Here is a 23,949-nt window from a genome sequence, read left to right as displayed (position 1 = left end):
AGATCTCCTTGGGCTTGGGCAGTTCGTCCCACTTGACGTCGCCCGACTCGGAGAGCTCCTCCTCGATTATCTCGTTGCAGAGGTCGATGCACTCGTCGCAGATGTACACACCTGGGCCCGCGATGAGCTTCTTGACCTGCTTCTGCGACTTCCCACAGAAGGAACACTTCAGCAGGTCTCCGCCGTCGCCGATCCGTGCCACCTACGACTCCCCCTGCACCGGCGACCGGGACTCACGCCCGGCCGCGCTGGACTCTCTCCATGCTGCGTGCCTGCCTACCGTCTCCTCGACGGTACCCGCTCGGGGGCCCGAAACGGACCCCCGAGCCAGGGTTTCAGCCGGCCGCCACCGCCACCGCGTTCTTCTTACGGCTCGGCAGCACCTGGTCGACCAACCCGTACTCCTTCGCCTCCTCGGCCGTGAGGATCTTGTCACGGTCGATGTCCCGCTTCACCAGCTCGATGTCGCGGTCGGAGTGCTTGGAGATGAGGTCCTCCAGCAACGTCCGCATCCGCATGATCTCCCTGGCCTGGATCTCGATGTCCGAACCCTGACCGTACCCGCCCTCGGTCGCGGGCTGGTGGATGATGATGCGCGAGTTGGGCAGCGCCATGCGCTTGCCGGGCGCGCCGGCGGCCAGCAGTACCGCCGCGGCGGAGGCCGCCTGGCCCAGGCACGCCGTCGAGATGTCGCACCGGATGTACTGCATGGTGTCGTAGATCGCGGTCATCGCGGTGAACGACCCACCCGGCGAGTTGATGTACATCGTGATGTCGCGGTCCGGGTCCATCGACTCCAGGGCCAGCAGCTGGGCCATGACGTCGTTGGCGGACACGTCGTCGATCTGCGCGCCGAGGAAGATGATCCGCTCCTCGAACATCATGTTGTACGGGTTGGACTCCTTCACCCCGTACGACGTGCGCTCGACGAACGACGGCAGGATGTAGCGGTTCTGCACCGGCGCGAAGCCGGACGGCGTGCTCAGACCACCGTTCGGAAGACTGGAAAGACTCATCGTTGGTTCCTTCGTTGAGGCCGGCTGGACGAGGAGTGACCGGTCAGGACAGACCGGCGCCACCGGGCACCTGCACGGCACCGGTGACCACGTGGTCGATGAAGCCGTAGTCCTTGGCCTCCTCGGCCGTGAACCAGCGGTCGCGGTCCGAGTCGGTCTCGATCTGCTCCAGCGTCTGACCGGTGTGCCGGGCGACGCACTCCTGGAACATCTTCTTCGTGTACACCATCTGCTCGGCCTGGATGGCCACGTCGGCGGCCGTACCGCCGATGCCGCCGGACGGCTGGTGCATCATGATCCGGGCGTGCGGCAGCGCGTACCGCTTGCCGGGGGCGCCGGCGCACAGCAGGAGCTGGCCCATCGAGGCGGCCATGCCCAGCGCGTACGTCGCGACGTCGTTCTTCACGAACTGCATCGTGTCGTAGATGGCCATGCCCGAGTAGACCGAGCCGCCGGGCGAGTTGATGTAGAGCGAGATGTCCCGCTCCGGGTCCTCGGCGGACAGCAGCAGAAGCTGCGCGACGACCCGGTTGGCGGACTCGTCGGTCACCTCGGTGCCCAGGAAGATGATCCGCTCCCGCAGCAACCGGTTGAAGACGAGGTCGTCGAAACCGCCGCCGCCGGTCTCCGGCGAACGCCCGGTCGGCGCCGCCGGCGTGTACAGGTCAGTCATGAAAGGCAGTCCTCTCGGCCCGCGTGGCGCCGGCGGTCGGAACCCGATCCGTCGACACTCTCGTGCTAGCTGGTGGTAATCCGACCCTAGCCGGTGAGGTGCGCCGGCATCCGCTGTCCGGGCCGCTGTTCGCTCTCAGCGCAGCCTCGCCCGGCCCGGGGCGAAACGCCGACCGGCCCGTACCCCGGGGCGGGGTGACGGGCCGGTCGGTACGTCAGGCGGCCTGTGCGGCGCCGTCAGCCCTCGCTGTTCGCCGGGGCCGACTCGGCGTCGTCGGCGGCCTCCACGGCCTCCGCGGCGCCCTCGGCCTGCGGCTCACCGGCCGGGTTCAGCACGGCCTTGATGTCGACCGGGCGGCCCGCGGTGTCGGTGACCGAGGCGTGGTCCAGCACCAGCGACAGGGCCTTGCCCCGCCGGACGTCGGCCACGACGGCGGACAGCTGACCCGACCGGACCAGCTGGTCCGCGTACTGCTGAGGCTGCGCGCCGGCCATCTGCGCCCGCCGCACGACCTCCTCGGTCAGCTCCTGGTCGTTGACGCCGACCTCCTCGGCGTCGGCCAACGCGTCCAGTACGAGCTGGGTCTTGACCGCCTCCTCGGCGTTCGTGCGCAGCTCCGCGTCGAACTCCTCCGCCGACTTGCCCTCGGCCGCGAGGTACTGCTCCAGGTTGCTGCCCATCTGGGCGAGCTGCTCGCCCATGTTCTCCTTGCGGAACTCGACCTCCTCGGTCACGACGCCCTCGGGCACCGGGACCTCGGTCGCCGCCAGCAGCGACTCCAGCGCCTTGTCGCGCGCCTGGTACGCCTGCTCCAGCTTCTTGTTGCGCTCGACCCGGCCGCGGACGTCCGCGCGCAGCTCGTCCAGCGTGTCGAACTCGCTGGCCAGCTGGGCGAACTCGTCGTCCAGCTCGGGCAGCTCCTTCTCCCGGACGCTCTTCACGGTGACCGCGATCTGCGCCTCCTCGCCGGCGTGCGGCCCGCCCACCAGCTTGCTGGCGAAGGTGCGGGTCTCGTCCGCCGTCATGCCGACGAGCGCCTCGTCGATGCCGTCGAGCAGCTGACCACTGCCGATCTCGTACGACAGGCCGTTGGCGGTGCCGCCCTCGACCTCCTCGTCGTCGATGGTCGCGAGCAGGTCGAGCGACACGTAGTCGCCGTCGGCGGCGGGGCGGTCGACACCCTTCAGCGTGGCGAACCGGTCGCGCAGCTGGCCGACCTGCTCGTCCACGTCGTCCTCGCCGATCGACAGCTCGTCGACGGTGGCGCTGATGCTGTCCAGCTCCGGCAGGGTGATCTCCGGGCGGACGTCGACCTCGGCGGTGAAGCTCACGTGGTCGCCGTCGTTCAGCTCGGTGACCTCGACCTCCGGACGGCCGATGGCCTTCACGTCGTGCTCGCGGATCGCCGCCATGTACTGCTCCGGCAGCGCCTCCTGCACGGCCTCCTGCAGCACCGTGCCGCGGCCGACCTTCTGGTCGATCAGGCGGGTCGGCACCTTACCGGGCCGGAAGCCCGGAATGCTCACCTGCTGGGCGATGGTCCGGTACGCCTTCTTCACGCTCGGTTCGAGCTCGGAGAAGGGCACCTCGACCGACACCTTCACCCGGGTAGGGCTCAACGTCTCGACGGCGCTCTTCACAGGGGTACTCCTCAGCAGGTGATCGGGTTCTCTCGACTCGCGACGCGCCGGTGACCCCGGGCGGGGCGGACGCTGACCGGCCGAGTCTAGGCGAGCGCCACGAGCGGCGACGACTCGGGCGTCCCCGACGACCTCGGCGCCGACACGCCCAGCGTACGCCGGGAGCCGTGTCGGCCGACCCGTCCTGCGTACGGCGCGGCTCAGGCGGCGGGGCGGTCGCCCACCTCGACGAAGCTGAAGCCACGCTCCGTGCCGGGCCGGTACACGACGACCGTCACCGGTCCACCGTCCGACTGCTCCTCGACCCGGTCCAGGACGTGCCGTACCGGTTCGTGTTCGAGGGCGAGTACCAGGTCGCGGTCGGGCCGGTAGCCGGCGGTCCGGGCGAACCGTCGGAAGCGCGGGTCACGCAGCCGGCGCGCGAAGTCGTGCGCCGCGCGCCATGCGATCTCACTCACAGTCATCCGCCAATCGGGTCGGGGGGTTGTCGGCGGGGCCTCGACCGGCACGGTCCGACCCCGCGGGCCCATGGTCGGACGCCGGCGCCGCCGTGCACACCGGCCGGGCGACCGACCCGTACCGGGTGTTCGGCCGACCCCCTCCGGGCCGATCCATCGACCGCCCCGGGCGTACCCGGTGGCGGCCGGGAGTACGAGAAAAGGCCAGCTCCGGAAGGTTTTCCCGGGCCGGCCTTTCGACGTGGAGCGGGTGACGGGAATCGAACCCGCACCATCAGCTTGGAAGGCTGAGGCTCTACCATTGAGCTACACCCGCACGCGCTGCGCATCCCTGCTGTGCATCAGGGTACGACAGCGACAGGGCAGCGGTGTGCGCGGCTCCTCGGTACGAGGAGCTGGTGGCCGGGCCGTAGACTGTCGCACGCACGGGGTGTGGCGCAGTTTGGTAGCGCACTCGCTTTGGGAGCGAGGGGCCGTGGGTTCAAATCCCGCCACCCCGACCAACGTTCGACCGGTGGGCCGTGGATCCGGTGGCTGTTGCGATTCCGGGCCGGAATTCCCGGCCGGTCCGCCGACCGATCCAACACGCGGTCGGCAAAGGCCACGACGCCACACCCGATCCGCACGCGGTCGATCTGAACCACGACACCACACCGACCCACACGCCGACGGGTCAGAGCCACTACGCCACACCGGTCCGCACGCGGTCGGTCAAAGCCGCGACGCCGCGCCGACCCGGCACGCGGACGGGTCAGAGGCGTTCGGTGAGGTGGACGGTGACGGTGTCGCCGGTGCCCTTGCCGATTCTCTTCCGCAGGTCGGCGCGTACCGGCAGCTTGTGTGTGCCGTCGCCGAGCGCCATGAACGAGCTGCGGAACGGCTGACCGTCGATCGTGCCGCGCACCTTGACCAGCCCGCGGGTACCGAAGAACTCGGCGGAGCCGGGCATCACGACGTACGTCCAGCCGCCCTCGTTCGGGCTCGTCACCAGCGTGGCGGTGAAGCTCGTGTCCAGGTCCGACATGGCGCCTCCTTCAACGGTCATCCTGCCCCGGACTGACCCGCCGCGGACCGGAAACTCATCGCTGCCCGGCGAGTACGTCGAGGATCTGCTCGCCGTACTTGGCGAGTTTGTTCTCGCCGACGCCGGAGACGCCGCCGAGTTCGGCGAGGCTGGCGGGACCGCAGGTGGCGATCTCGCGGAGCGTCGCGTCGTGGAAGATCACGTACGCCGGGACGCCCTGTTCCTTCGCCGACGTGGCACGCCACGCGCGCAGCGCCTCGAACACCGGGGCGGCCTCGGCCGGTAGGTCCGCCGCCGCGGCGCGCCGGGACGCCTTCGGGGCGCGCCTGCGTTCCGGTTCGCGGCGCATCATCACGGTCCGGTTGCCGCGCAACACGTCCGCGCTGCCGTCGGTGAGCGTGAGCGTGCCGTACTCCCCCTCGACGGCGAGGAGGTCGCGGGCCAGCAGCTGCCGGACGACGCCGCGCCAGTCGGCCTCGTGCAGGTCGGTGCCGATGCCGAAGACGGTGAGCTGGTCGTGCCGGTGCTGGGTGACCTTCGGCGTCGACTTGCCGAGCAGGATGTCGATGGCCTGCCCGGCACCGAACCGCTGGTTCCGCTCACGGTCCAGGCGCAGCACCGTGGACAGCAACTTCTGCGCCGGTACGGTGCCGTCCCAGGACTCGGGCGGGGTCAGGCAGGTGTCGCAGTTGCCGCACGGCTCGCCGCGCTGCCCGAAGTACGCCAGGAGGCGGACACGGCGGCACTCGACCGTCTCGCACAGCGCGAGCATCGCGTCCAGGTGCGCCGCGAGCCGGCGGCGGTGCGCGGCGTCGCCGTCGGAGTCGTCGATCATCTTCCGTTGCTGCACCACGTCCTGCAGCCCGTACGCCAGCCAGGCGGTGGACGGCTGCCCGTCGCGGCCGGCGCGGCCGGTCTCCTGGTAGTAGCCCTCGACGGACTTCGGCAGGTCGAGGTGCGCGACGAACCGGACGTCCGGCTTGTCGATGCCCATCCCGAACGCGATCGTCGCGACCATCACCAGCCCGTCCTCGCGCAGGAACCGCGACTGGTGCCGCGCGCGGGTCGCCCCGTCCAGCCCCGCGTGGTACGGCAGGGCCGGGATGCCCTGCTCCACCAGGTACGCCGCGGTCTTCTCCACCGACGCGCGGGACAGGCAGTACACGATGCCGGCGTCGCCCGCGTGCTCGGTGCGCAACAGCTCCAGCAGCTGCCGGCGCGGCTCCGCCTTCGACACGATCCGGTACTGGATGTTCGGCCGGTCGAAGCTCGCCACGAAGTGCCGCGCCCCGGTCAGGTCGAGCCGGGTGGCGATCTCCTCGTGCGTGGCCGGCGTCGCCGTCGCCGTCAACGCGATCCGCGGTACGTCCGGCCACCGCTCGTGCAGCATCGACAGGGCCAGGTAGTCCGGCCGGAAGTCGTGGCCCCACTGGGACACGCAGTGCGCCTCGTCGATCGCGAACAGCGCGATGGTTCCCTTGTCCAGCAAGCGAACCGTGGACTCCAGGCCCAGCCGCTCGGGCGCCAGGTAGAGCAGGTCCAGCTCGCCCGCCAGGTACTCCGCCTCGACGAGGCGCCGCTCGTCCGGGGTCTGCGTCGAGTTGAGGAAGCCGGCCCGTACGCCGAGCGCGGTGAGCGCGTCGACCTGGTCCTGCATCAGCGCGATCAGCGGCGACACGACCACGCCGACGCCGTCCCGTACCAGAGAGGGGATCTGGTAGCAGAGGGACTTGCCGCCACCGGTCGGCATCAGCACCAGCGCGTCGCCGCCCCCGACGACGTGCTCGATGATCTCCCGCTGCTCGCCGCGGAACGTGTCGTAGCCGAAGACACGACGCAGCACGGTGTCCGGATCCCCCACAGAAGACATCCGGCGATTCTACGGAGCCGCGCCAACCGGGTTCACCAGATGCGGCCCCTCGTTGCGGACCGACCCGACATCCGGTGCCACCGCGCGGATCTCCAGCGCCGACACCAGATCACCACCCGGCGGTACGCCGAGCAGCCGGGTCGGGTCGGACCCGGGGTCGAGCCACGCGTCGCCGTCGGCCGGGTCCAGCAGCAGCGGCATCCGCTCGTGCACGTCGCGCAGCTGCCCGACCGCGCCGGTGGTCAGGATCGTGCAGGTGAGCAGCGGACCGTCCGGTCCCCGGTCCCACACCGAGAACAGCCCGGCCGCGGTGAGCACGCCACCGTCGCGCGGGGTCTGGTAGCTGGGGCGCCGGCCGGCGGGCGTGGTGACCCACTCGTACCAGCCGTCCATGGGAACGAGGGCGCGGGTGTGCCGCACCGCGGTCCGGAACGCGGGCTTCGCCGCGGCCGTCTCGGCGCGCGCGTTGATCATGCGCTGCCCGATGCGGGAATCCTTGGCCCAGAAGGGAACCAGACCCCACGTCGCGGCCCGCAGCACCCGCCGCTCGTCCGCCCGCACCACTATCCGGACCCGCTGCGTCGGCGCCGTGTTGTACCGCCCGGCGGACAGCCCGTCGGTGTCGTCCTCGGCGTCGAGGTACGTGGACAGGTCGGCGGTGGAGCGGTGCGAGTCGTATCGGCCACACATGCCGGACGACCCTAGACGCCAGGTACGACAGAACCCGTTACCCGACAACCGGGTCGAGCGCGGCCAGTCGGCGCAGGGCGTCCGCGTCGAGTCGACCGATCCGTACGCCGGACGTGCGGTGGCGTCCGCGACGGGGGTCCGGGCGCGGCCGGGGTGACGTGCCTCTTGACGTCGGTGGGGCGGCGTGACCAGGATGAGCGTCAAATTAGAACGCTGTTCTCCATAACAGAACGAGGGACGCATGCTCACCGTCAACCGGACCCGGCCGACGACCGGGGCGGGCCGCATCTCGCGGGTCGAGACGCTCAGCCTCGGTACCGCCTGGCGCGACTTCTCCTACGTCCGGATCACGACCGACGAGGGCCTGGTCGGCGTCGGCGAGATCACCCACCCGTACCGGGGGCGCGAGACGAGCGCGCTGGCCGAGGCGATGGGCGAGCGGCACCTGCTCGGGGCCGACCCGTTCGACACCGAGGAGATCTGGCACCGCATGTACCAGGGCGACTTCCTGCGCGGCGGCGACGTCGGCGGGATCGTCGTCTCCGGTGTCGACCAGGCGCTGCACGACATCCAGGGTCGCTACCTGGGCGTACCCGTGTACCGGCTGGTCGGTGGCGCCTGCCGGGACACCGTCCCGGTGTACGCCAACGGCTGGTACACGGGGCCGCGGGAGCCGGACGCGTTCGCGCGGCGGGCCGTCGAGACCGTCGCCGCCGGGTACCCGGCGCTCAAGTTCGACCCGTTCGGTGCCGGGTCCGGCGAACTGAGCCGGGACGAGCGCCGGCTGTCCGTCGACATCGTCGCCGCCGTACGCGAGGCCGTCGGTCCCGACGTCGAACTGTTCATCGAGGGCCACGCCCGCTTCGTCGTCCACGAGGCAGTACGGCTGCTGGACGCGGTCGCCCCGTACGACATCGGGTGGTTCGAGGAACCGCTGCCCTGGACGCACATCGACCGGTACGCGGAGCTGCGCGCCCGTACGTCGATCCCGATCTCCGGCGGCGAGCACTTCCACAACCGGTACGAGTACCGGCGGCTGTTCGAGACGAACGCGGTGAGCATCGTGCAGCCCGACCTGAGCATGGTCGGCGGGTACACCGAGATGCGGAAGGTCGCGGCGCTCGCCGAGCTGCACTCGATGGTCGTGGCGCCGCACAACTCGAACTCGCCGTTCTGCACCACCGCGACCGCGCACGCCGCGTTCGCCACGCCGAACCTGAAGATCCTGGAGACGTTCGACGGGCTGCTGGAGCCGTACGTGTTCGAGGCGCTGCGCGGCTGCCTGCCCGTCACCGACGGACACCTGCCGCTGCCGACCGCGCCCGGCATCGGCGTCGACCTGGTCGACGAGGTCTTCGCCGAACACCCGCCGACCGGCGGCTTCTGGAACATGTTCGCGCCGGGCTGGGAGAAGCGGGAGCGCCGATGACCACGACACCGCCCACCGGTACCGACGTCGGCGGCCGCGCCATGCGCAAGGCGATGCTCCGGCTCGGCCCGTTCCTCGGCCTGCTCTACCTCGTCGCGTACGTCGACCGGAACAACGCCGGCTTCGCCAAGCTGGAGATGTCCACCGCGCTCGGCATCACCGAGTCCGCGTTCGGCCTCGCCGCCGGCATCTTCTTCATCGGGTACTTCCTGTTCGAGGTGCCGAGCAACCTGCTGCTGCACCGGTACGGCGCCCGGAAGTGGATCGCGCGCATCATGCTCACCTGGGGCGTCGTCGCCGTGGCCACCGCGTTCGTCACCGGCGACACCGGGTTCACCGTCGCGCGGTTCCTGCTCGGCGTCGCCGAAGCCGGCTTCTTCCCCGGCGTACTGCTCTACCTCACGTTCTGGTTCCCCCGCCGCCACCGCACGACCGTACTGGCGATCTTCGCGGTGTCGAACCCGCTCGCCAACGCGGTCAGCGCACCCGTGTCCGGCTGGATCCTCGGCCTGCACGGACTGTTCGGACTCGACGGCTGGCAGCTCGTCTTCGTACTCGAAGGCGTCCCGGCGCTCGTCCTCGCCGTCGTCACCTGGCGCGTGCTGCCCGACCGGCCCGCCGACGCGAGATGGCTCAACCAGGCCGAACGCGACTGGATCGAACGTGAACTCGCCGCCGACACCGCCGGCGCCGAACGTACCCACGGAAAGCTGCGGCTCGCCGACGCCTTCCGCAACGGCCGGCTCTGGGCCCTGATCTTCGTCTTCTTCGGCGTCGTCTTCGGCTCGTACGGCATCGGCCTCTGGCTGCCGACCATCGTCGCCGACATGGGCCACTGGTCCACCGGCGTCACCGGGCTGCTCGTCGCCGTCCCCAACCTCGTCGCCGCCGCCGTCATGCTCCCCTGGGAGCGGTACGCCCGGCGCCGCGGCAACATCCCCCGGCAGGTCGCCCTCACCCTGCTCGTCACCGCGCTCGCGCTGGTCGCCGCCGTCGCCGCCCGCGGCGTACCGGTCCTGTCGCTCGCCGCGATCTGCGTCGGGATGGCCGCACTGTTCTCCACCACGCCACTGTTCTGGTCCCTGCCGTCGACGTTCCTCACCGGGGTCGCCGCCGCCGCCGGACTCGCGTTCATCAACTCCGTCGGCAACCTCGCCGGCTTCGCCGGGCCGTACGCCATCGGCTGGATCAGCGAAACCACCGGCACCCCCGTCTGGGGACTGCTCCTCGTCAGCGCACTCACCCTCGGCGGCGCCGCCGTCGCCCTCGTACTCTCCCGCCGCTCCGGCTGGGCGCCCGCCGCCGTCGACGACCGACAACCCGCGACCACACCCTGAAACCCCCTGGTGGAGCGCCCCGCCTGGAACGTCCGGCGGGGCGTTCCGCGCTCCCGGCCCCGGGTTGACGTGGGGCGTACGGAGCCGTGGCGTTCTCGTACCGTCGGGGTCAGGCGAGGCCGAGGAGGGTGAGGGCGTCGCGGTGGATGAGCGCCTCGACGTCCGCCGGGTCGATGCCGTGCAGGCCCTTCGGGCTCTCGATCCGGGCGATCGCGCGCAGCCCCGCGACCGAGTCGTCCACCGTCGTGAACGGGTAGTCGCTGCCGAACAGCAGCTTGCCCCACACCCCGTACTCGTGCACCAGCATCAGCGCCCGCCACAGCTGGAACGGCCGGTAGTGCAGCGCGCTGACGTCCGCGTACACGTGCTGGTGCTTGCGGATCACCGCGATGCACTCCCCCTCGTACGGGTGGCCCAGGTGCGCGAGGACCATCCGCTGCTCCGGGAACCGCCGCGCGACCCGGTCCAGCAGGTACGGCCGGGCGTACTCGATCGGTGCCTGCGACACGAACGTCGTGCCGGTGTGCAACAGGACCGGCAGCCCGTTGTCCGACGCGTACGTCCACAGCGGGTCGAACTCGGCGTCACCCGGGTCGAAGCCCGCGTACATCGGCATCAGCTTGACGCCGCGCAGGCCCAACTCGCGGTGACCGCGGCGCAGCTCGTCCCGCCAGCCCGGCTGCGTCGGATCCAGCGCCATGAAACCGACCAGCCGGTCGGGGTGCTCCCCCGCGTACGCGGCGACCTCGGCGTCGTCGATCCACAGACCCGACAACTTCGCCTTGCCGCCGAACACGATCGCCCGGCTGTCCGCCGGCGACGTCGCCGCGTACTCCGACCAGCGGACCGACAGGTCCACCGCACCGGCGTGCGCGCGCCCCGCCTCGGCGAAGAACCCGTCCGCCGAATGGTCCGGGCAGCCGAACGCGTGGCTGTGCACGTCGACGATCATGGGCGCTCCGTTCGCTGTAGCAGAACAAGGTTCGCTGGTGGAGCGTACGCCGATTGTTCAACTGTTCAACAGTTGGACAATGAGACAGTTGAACAATTGGACAATCAAAGGGCGGTACAAAAAGGTGCCGGCGCCTGGCTGCACCGGCTGCGGCTACGCCTCCGCCGACTGGCTCGGCCGGTCCACCCCTCAGACCCGCCCCGACAGCAGGTCCGTCACCTGCCCCGCGTACCCGCGCACGGCTTCGCCGATCTGGTGGATCCGCCACAGCGGCAGGTCGAGTTTGAGTCCGGTGACGCTGATGGCGCCGGCGCATTCGCCCCGGTGGTCGTGTACCGCGGAGCCGACGCAGAAGATCCCTTCGGCGTCCTCCTCGTCGTCGATGGCGTATCCGCGGCGGCGGATCTCGGCGAGGTCGGCGAGTACGGCGGGGATGTCGGTGAGGGTGCGCGGGGTGCGTGCTTCGAGCGGCCCGGCGGCGAGGATGGCGCGGGCGTCGTCTTCGGGAAGTTCGGCGAGGATGGCTTTGCCGACGCCGGTGCAGTGGGCGGGTTCGCGGGTGCCCATGTGCAGGTCGAAGCGGACGGCGCCGGGTGCGTTGACGCGGCCGACGACGACGGCGTGACCGGCTTCGGGTACGGCGACGCGTGCGGTCATGCCGGTTTCGGTGGACAGTTCGCGCAGGACGGGGAGCGCGACGTCGCGCAGGGAGACCTGGCCGATGGCGTGTTCGCCGAGTCGGGCGAGGGCGAGCCCGAGCCGGTACCGGCGGGCGGTGCCTTCGCCGCGTGATGCCGCGAAGCCGTGCGCTTCGAGGGTCTGGAGGGTGGAGAACGCGGCGCTCTTGGCCGCTCCGACCCGTTTGGCCACTTCGGTCACCGTGAGCCCGTCGCCGCCGTCGGCGAGGGCTTCGAGGATCTCCACGGCCCGGCTGACGCTGCGTACCTGGTACCGCTGGTCCATATCGTTCGCCACCACCGAACAAGCGTGCCGTCACGTACGTCGCAAAGTCAAATCGTCTCCTTGACACGACCCGCCGCTCCCGCATAGTTTTCGCTATCGAAGAATCTTGTTCTGTATTAGCGAACAAAGGATGCGGATGACGCGCCCACCGCTGCACGGCGTACTTCCCGTGCTGGCCACCCCGTTCCGAGCCGACTGGTCGATCGACGACGACGCCCTCGCCGCCGAGGTGGGGTGGGTGCTCGACCAGGGCGCCGACGGCGTCGTACTGGCGATGGTGTCCGAGGTGCTGCGGCTGTCGACCGAGGAGCGCGAGCAGCTCGCCGCCGCCACCTGCCGGCACGTGGCCGGCCGCGCGCCCGTCGTGGTCAGCGTCGGCGCGGAGAGTACGCACGTGGCGCTGCGTCTCGCCCGGCACGCCGAACGGGTCGGTGCCGCCGCGCTCATGGCCATCCCGCCGCTGTGTACGGCGCCCGACCCGGACGGCCTGGAGCAGTACTTCACGGATCTGGCGGCGGCCACCGCGCTGCCGCTGATCGTGCAGGACGCCAGCGGGTACATCGGGGATCCGTTGCCGCTGGACCTCCAGGCGCGGCTGCTCGACACGCACGGCGAGCAGAAGATCCTGTTCAAACCCGAGGCGGTACCGGTCGGGCCGCGGCTGTCGGATCTGCGGGACGCGACCGGCGGCCGCGCCGCGGCGTTCGAGGGCAGTGGCGGGGCGGCGCTGGTGGACAGCTACGCCCGCGGCATCGCCGGTACGATGCCCGGCCCCGACCTGGTGTGGGCGATCGTCGCGCTGTGGCGGGCGTTGCGCGACGGCGACGCCGACCGGGTACGCGCGGTCAACGAGGCGCTGGCGCCGCTGCTCGCCCCGATCACCGGCCTCGACTCGTACGTGGCGATGGAGAAGCACCTGCTCGTACGGCAGGGGGTGCTGACGTCGGAGCGGGCCCGGCCGCCGCTGGGGTTCCGGCTGGACGCGGAGACGCGGGCCCAGATCGACGGGCTGTTCGACCGGCTGAAGGACGTGGTGTCGCCGTGAAGGCGTTGGTACTCAAGGACTTCCACGAGATGGTCGTGGCCGAGCGGCCGGACCCGGTGGCGGGTCGGGGCGAGGTGCTGGTCCGTACGGTGGCGACCGGGATCTGCGGGTCGGACCTGCACGGCTTCACCGGCGCGAACGGTCGCCGGGTGCCCGGTCAGGTGATGGGGCACGAGACGGCCGGGCGGATCGCGGCGCTCGGCCCGGACGTCACCGGCCTGACCGTGGGCGGCCTCGCCACCGTCAACCCGGTCGTCTCCTGCGGCCACTGCCCCTCCTGTACTGCGGGCGCCGAGCACCACTGCCCGGAGAAGTACGTGATCGGGGTGGCGCCGGCGGTGAGTGCCGCGTTCGCGGAGTACGTGGTGGCGCCGGCGGGGAACGTGGTGGCGCTGCCCGACACGATGCCCGCCGAGTACGGGGCGCTGGTGGAGCCGATCGCGGTGGGTGCGCACGCCGCCCGGCGCGGCGCGGTCACCGCCGACGACACCGTACTGGTGTCCGGCGGCGGGCCGATCGGGCAGGCCGTCGTCCTCGCCGCGCGCCGGCTCGGGGTGACGCGGATCGTCGTCAGCGAGCCGGATCCGGGCCGCCGCGCGCTCTGCGCGACGCTCGGCGCCGAGGTCGTCGACCCGGCCGGTGCACCGGTGCCGGAGCAGGTACGCGAGCTGCTGGGTGGGCCGGCGAGCGTCGCCGTGGACGCCGTCGGGCTGTCCGCGACGCTGGCGGACGCGCTGGCGGCGACGTCGCTCGGCGCCCGGATCGTGCTGGTCGGGATGGCGGCGCCGCGGGTCGAGCTGGCGGCGTTCGCGGTGAGTACGGAGGAGCGCACGCTCGTCGGCTCCTTCTCGTACTCGGCGGCCGACTTCCGGTCCGCGGCCGAGTGGGTGGCCGGCACCCCGCCGGAACTCGCACACCTGGTGGAGAGGCAGGTGGATCTCGCCGACGCGCCCGCCGCGTTCACCGCCCTCGCCGAGGCGCCGACACCCGGCAAGGTCCTCGTCCGCTTCTGACCAGGAGGTACGCATGGCCGCAGCGCCCGGTTCCGCCGAGTCCGCCACCCTCCGCGCGATCGGTCGCCGGGTACTGCCGCTGCCGTTCCTGCTCGGGCTGGTGTCGATCCTGGACCGTACGAACATCAGCTACGCGGCGCTGGAGATGAACGCCGACCTCGGCTTCAGCGCCACCGTGTACGGCCTCGGCGCCGGCATCCTGTTCCTCGGGTACTTCCTGTTCGAGGTGCCGAGCAACCTCGCGCTGCAACGGTTCGGGGCCCGCCGGTGGCTGGCGCGGATCGCGGTCAGCTGGGGCGTGATCGCCGCGGCGATGGCGCTCGTACACGACGAGACGGTGTTCTACCTGCTGCGGTTCCTGCTCGGGGTGGCCGAGGCCGGGCTGTTCCCCGGCGTCGTGCTCTACCTGACGTACTGGTTCCCCGCACGGCACCGGGCCCGCGCCACCGGCTGGTTCATGCGGTCGGTACCGGTGGCGTCGATCCTCGGCGGGCCGCTGTCCGGCTGGCTGGACGGCGTGTTCGGGCTGTCCGGCTGGCAGTTCCTGTTCGTGGTACAGGGGTTGCCGGCGGTCGCGCTCGGCGTGGTGCTGTGGCGGCTGCTGCCCGGTACTCCGGCGGAGGCGCGCTGGCTCACCGCCGCCCAACGCGCCTGGCTCAGCACCGAACTCGCCGCCGACGCGGCCACCGCGGCGCCCGGCCACCGGCTCACCGACGCGCTGCGTACCGGGCGGGTGTGGGCGTTCACGGCGGCCTACTTCTGTTACGCCATCGGCGAGTACGGGCTGATCTTCTTCCTGCCGCAGATCGTTCGGCGGATGCACTTCACCGACACCGAGGTCGGGTTCGTCGGCGCCGTACCGTTCCTGGTCGGTGCGGCGGCGATGGTGCTGGTGGCGCGCAGCTCGGACCGTACCGGGGAGCGCCGGTGGCACTTCGCCGGCTCGATGCTGGTGATGGCCGCCGGGCTGCTCGGCGCGGCGCTGTCGATGTCGGTACCGCCGGTCGCCCTCGGCTTCCTGGTACTCGTCGGCGTCGGCGCCTTCGGCGCCCTCGGTACGTTCTGGCCGGCGCCCACCGCGCTGCTCACCGGTACCGCCGCGGCGGCCGGCATCGCGGTCGTCAACTCGATCGGCAACATCGCCGGTTTCGCCGGCCCGTACGCGATGGGCTACCTGGTCGACCGTACGGGCGGGTTCCTGACCGGGCTGGTGATGCTGGCCGTGTTCGCCGCCGGCGGCGCCGCCGTCTACCTGGCCGCGGCCCGGCCCGGCCGCCGCGCCTGACCGCTGACCGGTCCGCGTACGCTGTCTCGGCGAGTTCGTCGGCGCCGTCCCGCTCGCACCCGGCGCGGTCGCGCCGGGTGTCAGTCGGCGAGCCGGGCCACGGCACGCATCCTGTTCATCGCGTCCAGCGCCGCCACCTTGTACGACTCGGCCAGCGTCGGGTAATTGAACACCGCGTCGACCAGGTAGTCGACCGTGCCGCCGCAGCCGATCACCGTCTGTCCTATGTGGACAAGCTCGGTCGCGCCGGTGCCGAACACGTGCACGCCCAGCAGTTCCCCGGTTTCCGCGTGCACCAACAACTTCAGCATCCCGTACGAGTCGCCGAGGATCGCGCCGCGCGCCAGCTCGCGGTACCGGGAGATGCCGACCTCGAACGGCACGGACTCCGCGGTCAGCTCGTCCTCGGTGCGCCCCACGTACGAGATCTCGGGGATGGTGTAGATGCCGATCGGTTGCAGCGCCGACAGCGCACCCGTCACCGGCTCGCCGCACGCGTGGTACGCCGCGCGCCGGCCCTGTTCCATCGACGTCGCCGCGAGCGCCGGGAAGCCGATCACGTCGCCCACCGCGTAGATGTGGTCGACGTCGGTGCGGTAGTGCTCGTCCACCGTGATGCGGCCACGGGGGTCGGCGGCGAGGCCCGCCTTCGCCAGGTCGAGGCCGTCGGTCACGCCCTGCCGGCCCGCCGAGTACATGACGGTGTCGGCGGGGATCTTCTTGCCGGACTCCAGCACCGTCAGGGTGCCGCCGTTGCGCCGGTCGACGCGCGCCACCGTCTCCCGGAACCGGAACGTCACCGCCAGGTCCCGCAACTGGTACTTCAGCGCCTCGACGACTTCCAGGTCGCACATGTCGAGCATCCGCTCGCGCTTCTCGACCACGGTCACCTTGGTCCCCAGCGCCGCGAACATCGACGCGTACTCGATGCCGATGACGCCGGCGCCGACCACCACCATCGAGCCGGGGATCCGGTCCAGCAGCAGGATCTGGTCGGAGTCCACGATGGTCGAGCCGTCGAAGTCCACAGTGGACGGACGGGCCGGCCGGGTGCCGACCGCGATCACGATCTTCTCCGCGGTGAGCTGCCGGCCCTCACCCTGACCCGACTCCACCAGTACGGTGTGCGGGTCCACGAAGCGCCCCGTACCGGCGTGCATGGTGACGTGGTTGCGGGCGAGCTGGCTGCGGATCACGTCGATCTCGCGCCCGATCACGTGCTGCGTACGCGTGGTCAGGTCGCCGATCGTGATGTCGTCCTTGAGCCGGTAGCTCTGCCCGTAGAACTCCTGCTGACTGCGGCCCGTCAGGTAGAGCACCGCCTCGCGCAGCGTCTTCGACGGGATCGTGCCGGTGTTGATGCAGACGCCGCCGACCATCGTCCGGCGCTCCACGATCCCGACCCGCCGGCCGAGCTTCGCACCGGCGATCGCCGCCTTCTGGCCGCCCGGCCCCGAACCGAGCACCAGCAGGTCGTAGTCGTACATGGGCCACCCCTTCGCCGTCCGCCACCGGCTGCCATCCTGCCGTCAGGACGCAATCCCCGCGCGCCGAGGGGCCGCCCGGAACGTACCGGATCTGCTAGGTTCGCGCGGTGGGAATCCGACCGTGGCACCTGCTCGCCCTCGGCTGCGGCTGCCTCGTCGTGGTCGCCGTCGTCGTGGCCGTCGTGGTCATTGCCGTGACCCGGTCCCGGAAGAACGGCGACGGCTGAGCGTCACACCAGCTGGCGTACCGCCTCGACGACGAGCCAGACACCGAAGACGGCGAACAGCGCCGCCGCGCCGTACCGGATGACGTGCTCGGGGAGCTTGCGGCCCAGCATCCGGCCGACCGCGATGGCCAGCGCGTCCGCCGCGACCATGCCGAGCGTCGAGCCCAACCAGGTACCGAACCAGCCGTGCTGGGTGGCCAGCGTGATCGTCGCCAGCATCGTCTTGTCGCCCAGTTCCGCCAGGAAGAACGCGACGCTCGCTGCCACGATCGCCGACCGCGTCGACCGGTTCGCCTTGCTCTCCTCGTCCGCGCTGAGCTTGTCGCCGCGCAGCGTCCACCCGGCGAACACCAGGAACGCCAGCCCCGCCGCCAGCGAGATCCACCCCGTCGGCAGCACCGCACCCAGCCCGTACCCGATGCCCACGGAGACGGCGTGCACGACGGCGGTCGCCACCGTGATGCCGACCAGTACCGGGAGGGCCTTGTACCGGGTCGCGAACGTCAACGCCATGAGCTGCGACTTGTCGCCCAGTTCGGCCACGAAGATCACGCCGAAGCTCAGCGCGAGGCTCGCCCAGATCGCGGACATCTCATCCTCTCGGTCCGGACCGGACCGGAGCACGGGCGACTCCGACCCGGCCCCCTGCATCGTCCGGACCGTCGCGGCACGACGGCCACGGCGATCCCTGCGGTACCACCGGATCGAAGGTCTCGCCCGCCCGGACGGATCCGGGCCGCGCGGCCGGGCGCGCACGCGCCAGCATGTCGACCGCGACGTTGGGGGCTACTCCCCTTCGCTGCGCCCACGGTAGCCGACCGGCCTCCGGACCCGGCCCGAAATGCGGCGCGGTGCGCCACCCGGTGTGCGGCAGGCCACCCGCCGCCCGCCGCGCCCGTCGCGCCCGCCGCGCCCGCCGACCATGCCGCGCCCGTCCGGCCGCGCCGTCAGCCCCGCCGGCGGTACGCGGCGGTCTTGACGCGGTTCTGGCAGCGGGTGGAGCAGAACCGGCGGTGCGCGTTCTTCGACAGGTCCACGTACACGCGGTCGCAGGCCGGGGCGGAGCACACGCCGAGCCGGTGCGCGAGTTCGCCGCCGAGGGCGATGGCCAGGCCCGCGGCGACGCCGGCCGCCCAGCCGTGCGCGTAGCTGTCGTCGAGCGGGTGGAAGTGCAGCGTGTACCCGTCGCCGGTGACGTCCAGGTGCGGGCGGGCGTCGCTGTCCCTGAGCAGCCCGTTGACGAGGTCGGCGGCGCGCTCGCGGTGGCCGGCGGCGAGCGCCTCGAACACCCGCCGCGCGCCGACCGCCTGGTCCCGCAGGGCGCGGGCGTCGGCGGACCGGGACGGCGCCGTGAACCCGTCCTCGCGTACGGCGTCGGCCACCGCGGTACGCAGCGCGTCGCCGGTCGGCTCGGTGACCGGCCGCCCGCCGGCCTCGCCCGGGGTCACCGCGTTCACCAGCCGTACGGTCGCCGCGAGTACGCGCATGTGACTGTTGAAACCCATGTCGACCGTCACGTAGCCTCCCTGTCATGTCACTGGTAAACGAGACTACACCGGTCACACGATGGCTGGTACTGATCCGCGTCGTGAACCGGCTCGGCGCGTTCTCCATGGGATTCCTCGGCCTCCGGCTCAGCCACGACCTCGGCGCCGCCCTCGCCGTCACCGGCGCCGTACTGGCCGTCTTCGGCGCCTGCACGATCCCCTCCCGGCTGCTCGGCGGGGTGCTCGCCACCCGGTTCGGCGCCCGCCCCGCCCTGCTCACCGGTCTCGTCGCCAGTGCCGCCGCGCAGACCGCCATCGCCCTCGGCCCCTCCGTACCGGTCGTGGCGGTGGGCGCCGTCGCCCTCGGCCTCGCGTACGAGATCGTCGAACCGGCGACGCAGGGGCTCGTCGCGCAGAGCGTGCCACCCGAACGCCGGGCCGGCAGCTACTCGCTGCTCTGGGCGGCGCTGTCCGTCGCGGGTGTCGCCGCGGGCGCCGTCGCCGCGGTCGTGTCCCGGTGGAGCATCGGCGCGCTGTTCCTCGTCGACGCCGGTACCAGCCTGGTCGCCGCCGCGGTCGTCCTGCTGCGCCTGCCCGCCGTCGCGCGCACCCGGTCCCGCGGTACGTGGCGGGCCGCCGTGTCCGGCCGGCTGCTCGCCTGGACCGGCGTCGGCTGCGTGTCCGCGACGCTGCTGATGGTCGTGGTGTTCATGCTGCCGCTGACGGTCGCGGCCGGCGGCCACTCACCGTCCGTCACCGGCGGCCTGCTCGCGGTCGCCGCCGCCGCGGCCATCGGCGCGCAGCGGTTCGTGGCCCGCTGGGAGAGGCGCGTCGCCGCCCCCGTCATGCTCCTCACCGGGTACGCGCTGCTCACCGCCGCCCTGCTCGGCTGGGCCTGGGGTACGCTGCCGGCCCTCGTCGCGGGCGCCGCCCTGGAGGGCGCGAGCGGCGCGCTGCTGCTCGGTACCCAGCAGGCGGTCGCGTCCCGGATGGCACCGCCCGACGCCGCCGCCGGCGTCCTCACCGTGTACGGACTGTCCTGGGGCGTCGGCACCGTCGTCGCGCCGCTGGTCGGCGCCCGGCTGCTCGCCGCGGGCGCCCCCGCGCTGTGGCTGACCTGCGCGGCGACCGCCGCCGTCCTCGCCCTCGGCCACGGCCTCCACCACGCCCTCGTACGCCCGGCCCGCGTCGCCGCGTGACCCGGGCGCTTGTGGCAGGATCCGCGGCGTGACCGACCCCGCCGTACTCGTGGTCCGTCCCGCGCTCAGCGACGCGGCGATGGCCGAACTGTTCGCCGCGGCCTGGGGCGGGTCGGGCGACACCCGGTGGGCGCCGATCCTGGCGCGCAGCCTGACCTGGCTCGCCGCGTACCGGGAGGGTCGGCTGGTCGGGTTCGTGAACGTGGTGGGCGACGGCGGGCGGCACGCGTTCGTCCTGGACACCACGGTGCACCCGGACGAGCAGCGCGGCGGGCTCGGCACCCGGCTGGTACGGGCCGCGGCCGGGCAGGCCCGCGCGGCGGACGTCGAGTGGCTGCACGTCGACTACGAGGCGCACCTCACCGGCTTCTACACCCGCTGCGGTTTCCGGCCAACCGCCGCCGGGCTGCTCAACCTGCGGTAGCCCGCAGCTCCGTCGCGGTCACCGCCGCGCGCAGCTCGATCCCTTGCGCCGCAAGGCTTTCCCGCCCGCCGGACTCGCGGTCCACCACGCACACCGCGGTGTCCACGACGGCGCCGAGCGCGCGCAGCTCAGCGGTCGACGCGAGGATCTGACCGCCGGACGTCACCACGTCCTCCACCACGACGAGCCGCCGCCCGGCGACCTCGCCGCCCTCGGCGAGCCGGCACGTCCCGTACTCCTTGGCCCGCTTGCGGACGAACAGCGCCGGCAGCCCCGTCACCTGGGCGACCACGACCGCCACCGGTACGCCGCCGAGTTCGAGACCGGCGAGCGCGTCCGCGCCGTCCGGTACCAGCGCGGCCACGGCGGCGCCCACGTCGCGCAACAGCACCGGATCCGACTCGAACCGGTACTTGTCGAAGTACTCGTCGGTGGTGACGCCGGAACGCAGCCGGAACGTGCCGGTCAGGTGGGCGGCGCGGTGGATGCGGGCGGCGAGATCGGTGTCCATCGCCGGTCAATGTACGTGCTGGACGATCCAGTTGTACGCGTAGTTGATCCAGCTCACCCGGGACGCGAAGCTGACGCCCGTGACGACCAGGAAGATGCCGACGGCCAGGTGGGACAGCCGGGCGCTGGCCCGGGACCGGTGCATCATCCCCTCGATCACCAGCCGCCCCACCAGCCGGCACAGCGCGAACAGGCCGACCGCGATCGCGAGCACCAGCAGGAACATGACCAGGTTGTTGAGGAACTGCGCGTTCCGGTTGGCGATCGCCCAGATGCCCCAGCACACGAACGAGAACAGCGCACCGGTGACCGACAACCCCATGCCGCGGCGCAGCGTGTCGATCCGTGCGCCGGGCAGCGGACGCATCGGCCGGTCCGGCTCCTCCGGCGGCGTGCTCCCGGTGTCGTCGTGGTCCGGCCGCCGAGGCGCCTGCGGTACGGCCGCGACACCGCGCTGCTGCGGCTCCGGCGCCCGGTACGGCTCCATCACGCGCGTACCCGGCTCGTTGCGCGGCGCGGGCGGTACGGGCCCGGCCACCCGGGTCCGGTCCACCGGCGGCGCCGTCGGCGTACGCACCGTGGCATCCGGCGCGGTCCGTACGGTGGCCGGCTCGGCCGGCGCGTCCGGCCACAGTGGACGGTCGGCGGCCAGCGCGGCGGCACCGGCACCGGCGACCGCACCCGCCGCTGCCGCGCCACCGGTACGCGTGCGCGAGTCGCCGAGGGCCGCGCGCAACTCCACGACCTCCTGCTCCAACCGCTCGACCCGCTGCCAGTCGCCGCCCGCCGGGGCGACCGGCTCGGACCGGACGCCCGCCCGCCCGACCACCCGCGCCGACCGGGAAACGCCCCAGAACAGCCCGTGATCCGGCGTGTTCGACCGCTCGACCAGGTCGGCGAGCCGGGCCGTCCACGCGGTCAGCTCCTCCGTACCGGGGCGGTCCTCTGGGTTGTCGGCCAGCGGCGCGAGCAGGTGGTCCCGCAGCGCCGGCTGGCTGTCCAGTACCGGATGGCGGCGCAGCGTCGCCCACGGCGGCAGCGGCGCCTCCCCCGGCCCCGGCTGGCCCGGCGACTCGCTGCGCGGGAACGCGCCGGTGACCATGTAGTACGCCACGGCGCCGAAGCCGTGCACGTCGTACGCCGGGCCGACCCGGCCGCTGAACGCCTCCGGCCCGCCCGCCTCCCGGGTGTACGCGATGGTGGTGATGTGGTCGGGGCGGAAGTAGCGCGCGCCGGTGAAGTCGATCAGGCGGGCCTCGCCGGACGGCAGGATCAGCACGTTCGACGGCTTCACGTCCATGTGCACGACCGGGGACGCGCCCGGATCCGCCGGGTGGTGCAGCGCCAGCAGCGCACGGACCAGCGTGTCCAGCGTGCCGACGGCGTCCAGCGCGCCGGCCGCCCCGGCACCCCGGCGCTGCACGTACTCCCGCAGGTTGAGGCCCGGCAGGTAGTCGAGCACCTGGTACGGCTCGGCCTCGCCGCGCGGCTGCTGCCCCGGCGGGTGCGGCGGCGGGCCGTAGAAACCGTCGGCGCGGCGGCAGATGCCGGGTACGCCGCGGCTGTTCAGGTCCATCAGGACCGCGTCGCCCTTGTCCCACGAACGCAACTGCTCGGCGCGTGGACGCGAGTCGTTCAGCCGGAAGACCTTGACCGTGAGCGGCGCCGAACTCACCCCGCCGGACAGCCGGACCGCCCGGAACACCTCGGCCTGCCCGCCGGACGCGATGTGCTGGACCAACCGGTACCGCTGGTGGGTCTCGGGCAACGGGCTCGCCGGACCACAAACCAGGTCGAGCAGTTCGGCCACCCCTACCCCCTCAACGCACCGCCTGTCTGTCGAGGGTAGCCAGCCGGCTCGACCCCGGACCTCCGGTGTCCGGGGGAAAACGGCGCGCGGCGCGGGCGCCCGTGGGATACACAGGCCAGATGGACTCCTACGACATCAGGCCGATCACCGAGGACGAGGTCTACCCGTTCTCCCGGTGCTTCGAGAAGGCGTTCGGCAAGGACCACCACGAGGAGGAGGCGAAGCTCGAACGCGACCTGTTCGAGGCGCCCCGGACCCTCGCCGCCGTACACGAAAGAGACGGTGTGGTCGGAACCACCCTCTCGACCCGCCGCCAGCTCGGCGTACCCGGGGGCGAGGTGCCCGCCGCACACGTCACCGCCGTCTCCGTACTCGGGACGCACCGGCGGCGCGGGCTGCTGCGCCGGATGATGACCCGGCAGCTCACCGACCTCGCCGGTACCGACGAGCCGGTCGCGATCCTGTGGGCCAGCGAACCGGTCATCTACGGCCGTTTCGGGTACGGTGCCGCCACCGCGACCCTGTCGTACGACGCCGACACCCGCGAGCTGAGCGTGCCCGCCGGGGAGACGACCGGCCAACTGCGCGAGGTCGAGTACGCGGAGTCCACCGAGACCCTCTCCACCGTGTACGAGGCGGCCCGCGTCGGGCGGCCCGGCCTGTCCTCCCGGCCGCCGGCGCTGTGGCGGATGTGGGCGGCCGACCTGGAGCACTGGCGCCAGGGCCGCTCCGGACTGCGCGCGATCCTGCACGAGGGCCCCGACGGCCCGGACGGGTACGCCGTGTACCGGATCGGCCGGAACGGCGACGCGTCCGGGCCCGCCGGCGTCGTGCACGTCCAGGAGGTGATGGCGGGCGACCTCGCCGGCTACCGCGCGCTGTGGCGGTACCTGTTCGACATCGACCTCACCCGCCGCCTCACGTACGAGTTCGCGGCGGTCGACGAGCCGCTGTACCACCTGGTCAGCGACGCGCGCCGGCTCGGCGCCCGGTACGGCGACGGGCTGTGGCTGCGGGTGCTCGACGTGCCGGCCGCGCTCACCGCCCGGCGGTACGCCAGCGACGTGGACGCCGTCCTCGCGGTCACCGACGACCTGCTCACCGGCAACGACGGGCACTGGCACCTGCGGGCCGGGCCGGCCGGTGCCACCTGCGTACGGACGGACGCGCCGGCCGACGTGGCGCTGTCGGTCACCGACCTGGGCTCCGCGTACCTGGGTGGCACGCCGCTGTCCGCGCTCGCCGCCGCCGGTGCCGTACGGGAACTGCGGGCGGGTGCGCTCGCGCCGGTGTCCACCGCGTTCGGCTGGGAGCGCGCGCCGGTCGGCATCGAGATCTTCTGACCACCGTCCACTGTGGACGTAACGGGCGGTCCCGGTCGGCGCGCCGGCCGGGACCGCTTGCGTACCA

23 protein-coding genes and 2 tRNA genes are annotated in these 23,949 nt (G+C 72.2%); 9 read left to right on the top strand and 16 right to left on the bottom strand.

Features of this window, described 5'->3' with window-relative positions; all coding sequences use genetic code 11:
- The 6 genes from Aru02nite_RS33890 to Aru02nite_RS33865 all read right to left on the bottom strand — a co-directional run.
- The coding region (locus Aru02nite_RS33890) for a ClpX C4-type zinc finger protein (protein ID WP_275408781.1) at window positions 1–202 on the bottom strand (202 nt) is incomplete at its 3' end.
- 133 nt (window positions 203–335) lie between these two features.
- Complete coding sequence (locus tag Aru02nite_RS33885; RefSeq protein ID WP_203664442.1) at window positions 336–1,016, bottom strand: ATP-dependent Clp protease proteolytic subunit; 681 nt, start codon at window positions 1,014–1,016, stop codon at window positions 336–338.
- Between the two features lie 43 nt (window positions 1,017–1,059).
- Complete coding sequence (locus Aru02nite_RS33880; protein ID WP_203664440.1) at window positions 1,060–1,689, bottom strand: ClpP family protease; 630 nt, start codon at window positions 1,687–1,689, stop codon at window positions 1,060–1,062.
- A gap of 236 nt (window positions 1,690–1,925) precedes the next feature.
- Window positions 1,926–3,329 (bottom strand): trigger factor, encoded by a 1,404-nt coding sequence (gene tig, locus Aru02nite_RS33875; RefSeq protein ID WP_203664438.1) that lies wholly within the window; start codon window positions 3,327–3,329, stop codon window positions 1,926–1,928.
- A 200-nt stretch (window positions 3,330–3,529) separates the two neighbouring features.
- Window positions 3,530–3,787 (bottom strand): hypothetical protein, encoded by a 258-nt coding sequence (locus Aru02nite_RS33870; protein ID WP_203664437.1) that lies wholly within the window; start codon window positions 3,785–3,787, stop codon window positions 3,530–3,532.
- Between the two features lie 242 nt (window positions 3,788–4,029).
- A tRNA-Gly gene (locus Aru02nite_RS33865) sits at window positions 4,030–4,103 on the bottom strand.
- A gap of 110 nt (window positions 4,104–4,213) precedes the next feature.
- Here Aru02nite_RS33865 and Aru02nite_RS33860 point away from each other — a divergent pair.
- Window positions 4,214–4,290: transfer RNA gene (locus tag Aru02nite_RS33860), tRNA-Pro, on the top strand.
- Between the two features lie 248 nt (window positions 4,291–4,538).
- Here the strand turns inward: Aru02nite_RS33860 and Aru02nite_RS33855 are convergent.
- The 3 genes from Aru02nite_RS33855 to Aru02nite_RS33845 are packed head-to-tail and all read right to left on the bottom strand — an operon-like array spanning window position 4,539 to window position 7,371.
- Window positions 4,539–4,811, bottom strand: coding sequence for a DUF1905 domain-containing protein (locus Aru02nite_RS33855; RefSeq protein WP_239077121.1), 273 nt, complete (start codon window positions 4,809–4,811; stop codon window positions 4,539–4,541).
- Between the two features lie 55 nt (window positions 4,812–4,866).
- Window positions 4,867–6,681, bottom strand: a complete 1,815-nt coding sequence (recQ, locus tag Aru02nite_RS33850; RefSeq protein WP_203664435.1) for a DNA helicase RecQ — start codon at window positions 6,679–6,681, stop codon at window positions 4,867–4,869.
- 9 nt (window positions 6,682–6,690) lie between these two features.
- The gene (locus tag Aru02nite_RS33845; RefSeq protein WP_203664434.1) at window positions 6,691–7,371 is read right to left on the bottom strand and encodes an SOS response-associated peptidase; all 681 of its coding nucleotides are present in this window, start codon (window positions 7,369–7,371) and stop codon (window positions 6,691–6,693) included.
- A 241-nt stretch (window positions 7,372–7,612) separates the two neighbouring features.
- Between Aru02nite_RS33845 and Aru02nite_RS33840 the strand changes: the two genes are divergently transcribed.
- Window positions 7,613–8,800, top strand: a complete 1,188-nt coding sequence (locus Aru02nite_RS33840; RefSeq protein WP_203664433.1) for a mandelate racemase/muconate lactonizing enzyme family protein — start codon at window positions 7,613–7,615, stop codon at window positions 8,798–8,800.
- Complete coding sequence (locus tag Aru02nite_RS33835) at window positions 8,797–10,137, top strand: MFS transporter (protein WP_203664432.1); 1,341 nt, start codon at window positions 8,797–8,799, stop codon at window positions 10,135–10,137. The genes Aru02nite_RS33840 and Aru02nite_RS33835 overlap by 4 nt, the downstream gene beginning before the upstream one ends.
- Before the next feature lie 109 nt (window positions 10,138–10,246).
- Here Aru02nite_RS33835 and Aru02nite_RS33830 read toward each other — a convergent pair whose 3' ends face one another.
- Together Aru02nite_RS33830 and Aru02nite_RS33825 are read right to left on the bottom strand one after the other, a co-directional pair.
- Window positions 10,247–11,089, bottom strand: coding sequence for an amidohydrolase family protein (locus tag Aru02nite_RS33830; protein WP_203664431.1), 843 nt, complete (start codon window positions 11,087–11,089; stop codon window positions 10,247–10,249).
- 189 nt (window positions 11,090–11,278) lie between these two features.
- Window positions 11,279–12,067, bottom strand: coding sequence for an IclR family transcriptional regulator (locus Aru02nite_RS33825; protein WP_203664429.1), 789 nt, complete (start codon window positions 12,065–12,067; stop codon window positions 11,279–11,281).
- Window positions 12,068–12,188: 121 nt separating this feature from the next.
- On the opposite strand from Aru02nite_RS33825, the gene Aru02nite_RS33820 reads away from it, so the two are divergent.
- Genes Aru02nite_RS33820 through Aru02nite_RS33810 form a run of 3 tightly spaced genes read left to right on the top strand, consistent with a single transcriptional unit; the run spans window position 12,189 to window position 15,395 of the window.
- Complete coding sequence (locus Aru02nite_RS33820; RefSeq protein ID WP_203664427.1) at window positions 12,189–13,097, top strand: dihydrodipicolinate synthase family protein; 909 nt, start codon at window positions 12,189–12,191, stop codon at window positions 13,095–13,097.
- Window positions 13,094–14,110, top strand: a complete 1,017-nt coding sequence (locus tag Aru02nite_RS33815) for a zinc-dependent alcohol dehydrogenase (RefSeq protein ID WP_203664425.1) — start codon at window positions 13,094–13,096, stop codon at window positions 14,108–14,110. The genes Aru02nite_RS33820 and Aru02nite_RS33815 overlap by 4 nt, the downstream gene beginning before the upstream one ends.
- 13 nt (window positions 14,111–14,123) lie before the next feature.
- On the top strand, window positions 14,124–15,395 hold the full coding sequence (locus Aru02nite_RS33810) for an MFS transporter (RefSeq protein WP_203664423.1): 1,272 nt from the start codon (window positions 14,124–14,126) through the stop codon (window positions 15,393–15,395).
- A gap of 80 nt (window positions 15,396–15,475) precedes the next feature.
- Here Aru02nite_RS33810 and sthA read toward each other — a convergent pair whose 3' ends face one another.
- The 3 genes from sthA to Aru02nite_RS33795 all read right to left on the bottom strand — a co-directional run bounded on the left by sthA (window position 15,476) and on the right by Aru02nite_RS33795 (window position 18,626).
- Window positions 15,476–16,882, bottom strand: coding sequence for a Si-specific NAD(P)(+) transhydrogenase (sthA, locus tag Aru02nite_RS33805; protein ID WP_203664421.1), 1,407 nt, complete (start codon window positions 16,880–16,882; stop codon window positions 15,476–15,478).
- Window positions 16,883–17,112: 230 nt separating this feature from the next.
- Entirely contained in the window at window positions 17,113–17,700 is a 588-nt protein-coding gene (locus Aru02nite_RS33800) for a TMEM165/GDT1 family protein (protein WP_203664419.1), read from the bottom strand.
- Between the two features lie 356 nt (window positions 17,701–18,056).
- A complete protein-coding gene (locus tag Aru02nite_RS33795; protein ID WP_203664417.1) occupies window positions 18,057–18,626 on the bottom strand; it encodes a CGNR zinc finger domain-containing protein in 570 nt (189 codons plus the stop codon).
- A 14-nt stretch (window positions 18,627–18,640) separates the two neighbouring features.
- Here Aru02nite_RS33795 and Aru02nite_RS33790 point away from each other — a divergent pair, with 14 nt between their 5' ends.
- Together Aru02nite_RS33790 and Aru02nite_RS33785 are read left to right on the top strand one after the other, a co-directional pair.
- Complete coding sequence (locus tag Aru02nite_RS33790) at window positions 18,641–19,795, top strand: MFS transporter (protein ID WP_203664416.1); 1,155 nt, start codon at window positions 18,641–18,643, stop codon at window positions 19,793–19,795.
- 28 nt (window positions 19,796–19,823) lie between these two features.
- Complete coding sequence (locus Aru02nite_RS33785) at window positions 19,824–20,219, top strand: GNAT family N-acetyltransferase (RefSeq protein ID WP_239077120.1); 396 nt, start codon at window positions 19,824–19,826, stop codon at window positions 20,217–20,219.
- Here Aru02nite_RS33785 and pyrE read toward each other — a convergent pair.
- Window positions 20,206–20,730, bottom strand: coding sequence for an orotate phosphoribosyltransferase (pyrE, locus tag Aru02nite_RS33780; RefSeq protein WP_203664415.1), 525 nt, complete (start codon window positions 20,728–20,730; stop codon window positions 20,206–20,208). The two genes, Aru02nite_RS33785 and pyrE, sit on opposite strands and share 14 nt — an antisense overlap.
- A 6-nt stretch (window positions 20,731–20,736) precedes the next feature.
- Complete coding sequence (locus Aru02nite_RS33775) at window positions 20,737–22,539, bottom strand: serine/threonine protein kinase (protein WP_203664414.1); 1,803 nt, start codon at window positions 22,537–22,539, stop codon at window positions 20,737–20,739.
- Between the two features lie 119 nt (window positions 22,540–22,658).
- Between Aru02nite_RS33775 and Aru02nite_RS33770 the strand changes: the two genes are divergently transcribed.
- Complete coding sequence (locus Aru02nite_RS33770) at window positions 22,659–23,882, top strand: GNAT family N-acetyltransferase (protein WP_203664413.1); 1,224 nt, start codon at window positions 22,659–22,661, stop codon at window positions 23,880–23,882.
- The last annotated feature ends 67 nt before the right edge of the window (window positions 23,883–23,949 follow it).

Source organism: Actinocatenispora rupis (assembly GCF_016861975.1).
Classification (GTDB): Bacteria; Actinomycetota; Actinomycetes; order Mycobacteriales; family Micromonosporaceae; genus Actinocatenispora; species Actinocatenispora rupis.
This window is presented reverse-complemented; position numbering and strand designations above follow the sequence as displayed.

Bases quoted from the DNA above. Each gene is read 5' to 3' on its own strand.
- Aru02nite_RS33885 (WP_203664442.1), bottom strand. From the start codon at position 1,016: ATGAGTCTTTCCAGTCTTCCGAACGGTGGTCTGAGCACGCCGTCCGGC.
- Aru02nite_RS33880 (WP_203664440.1), bottom strand. From the start codon at position 1,689: ATGACTGACCTGTACACGCCGGCGGCGCCGACCGGGCGTTCGCCGGAG.
- Aru02nite_RS33855 (WP_239077121.1), bottom strand. From the start codon at position 4,811: ATGTCGGACCTGGACACGAGCTTCACCGCCACGCTGGTGACGAGCCCG.
- recQ (WP_203664435.1), bottom strand. From the start codon at position 6,681: ATGTCTTCTGTGGGGGATCCGGACACCGTGCTGCGTCGTGTCTTCGGC.
- Aru02nite_RS33845 (WP_203664434.1), bottom strand. From the start codon at position 7,371: ATGTGTGGCCGATACGACTCGCACCGCTCCACCGCCGACCTGTCCACG.
- Aru02nite_RS33840 (WP_203664433.1), top strand. From the start codon at position 7,613: ATGCTCACCGTCAACCGGACCCGGCCGACGACCGGGGCGGGCCGCATC.
- Aru02nite_RS33835 (WP_203664432.1), top strand. From the start codon at position 8,797: ATGACCACGACACCGCCCACCGGTACCGACGTCGGCGGCCGCGCCATG.
- Aru02nite_RS33830 (WP_203664431.1), bottom strand. From the start codon at position 11,089: ATGATCGTCGACGTGCACAGCCACGCGTTCGGCTGCCCGGACCATTCG.
- Aru02nite_RS33820 (WP_203664427.1), top strand. From the start codon at position 12,189: ATGACGCGCCCACCGCTGCACGGCGTACTTCCCGTGCTGGCCACCCCG.
- Aru02nite_RS33810 (WP_203664423.1), top strand. From the start codon at position 14,124: ATGGCCGCAGCGCCCGGTTCCGCCGAGTCCGCCACCCTCCGCGCGATC.
- sthA (WP_203664421.1), bottom strand. From the start codon at position 16,882: ATGTACGACTACGACCTGCTGGTGCTCGGTTCGGGGCCGGGCGGCCAG.
- Aru02nite_RS33800 (WP_203664419.1), bottom strand. From the start codon at position 17,700: ATGTCCGCGATCTGGGCGAGCCTCGCGCTGAGCTTCGGCGTGATCTTC.
- Aru02nite_RS33790 (WP_203664416.1), top strand. From the start codon at position 18,641: ATGTCACTGGTAAACGAGACTACACCGGTCACACGATGGCTGGTACTG.
- pyrE (WP_203664415.1), bottom strand. From the start codon at position 20,730: ATGGACACCGATCTCGCCGCCCGCATCCACCGCGCCGCCCACCTGACC.
- Aru02nite_RS33770 (WP_203664413.1), top strand. From the start codon at position 22,659: ATGGACTCCTACGACATCAGGCCGATCACCGAGGACGAGGTCTACCCG.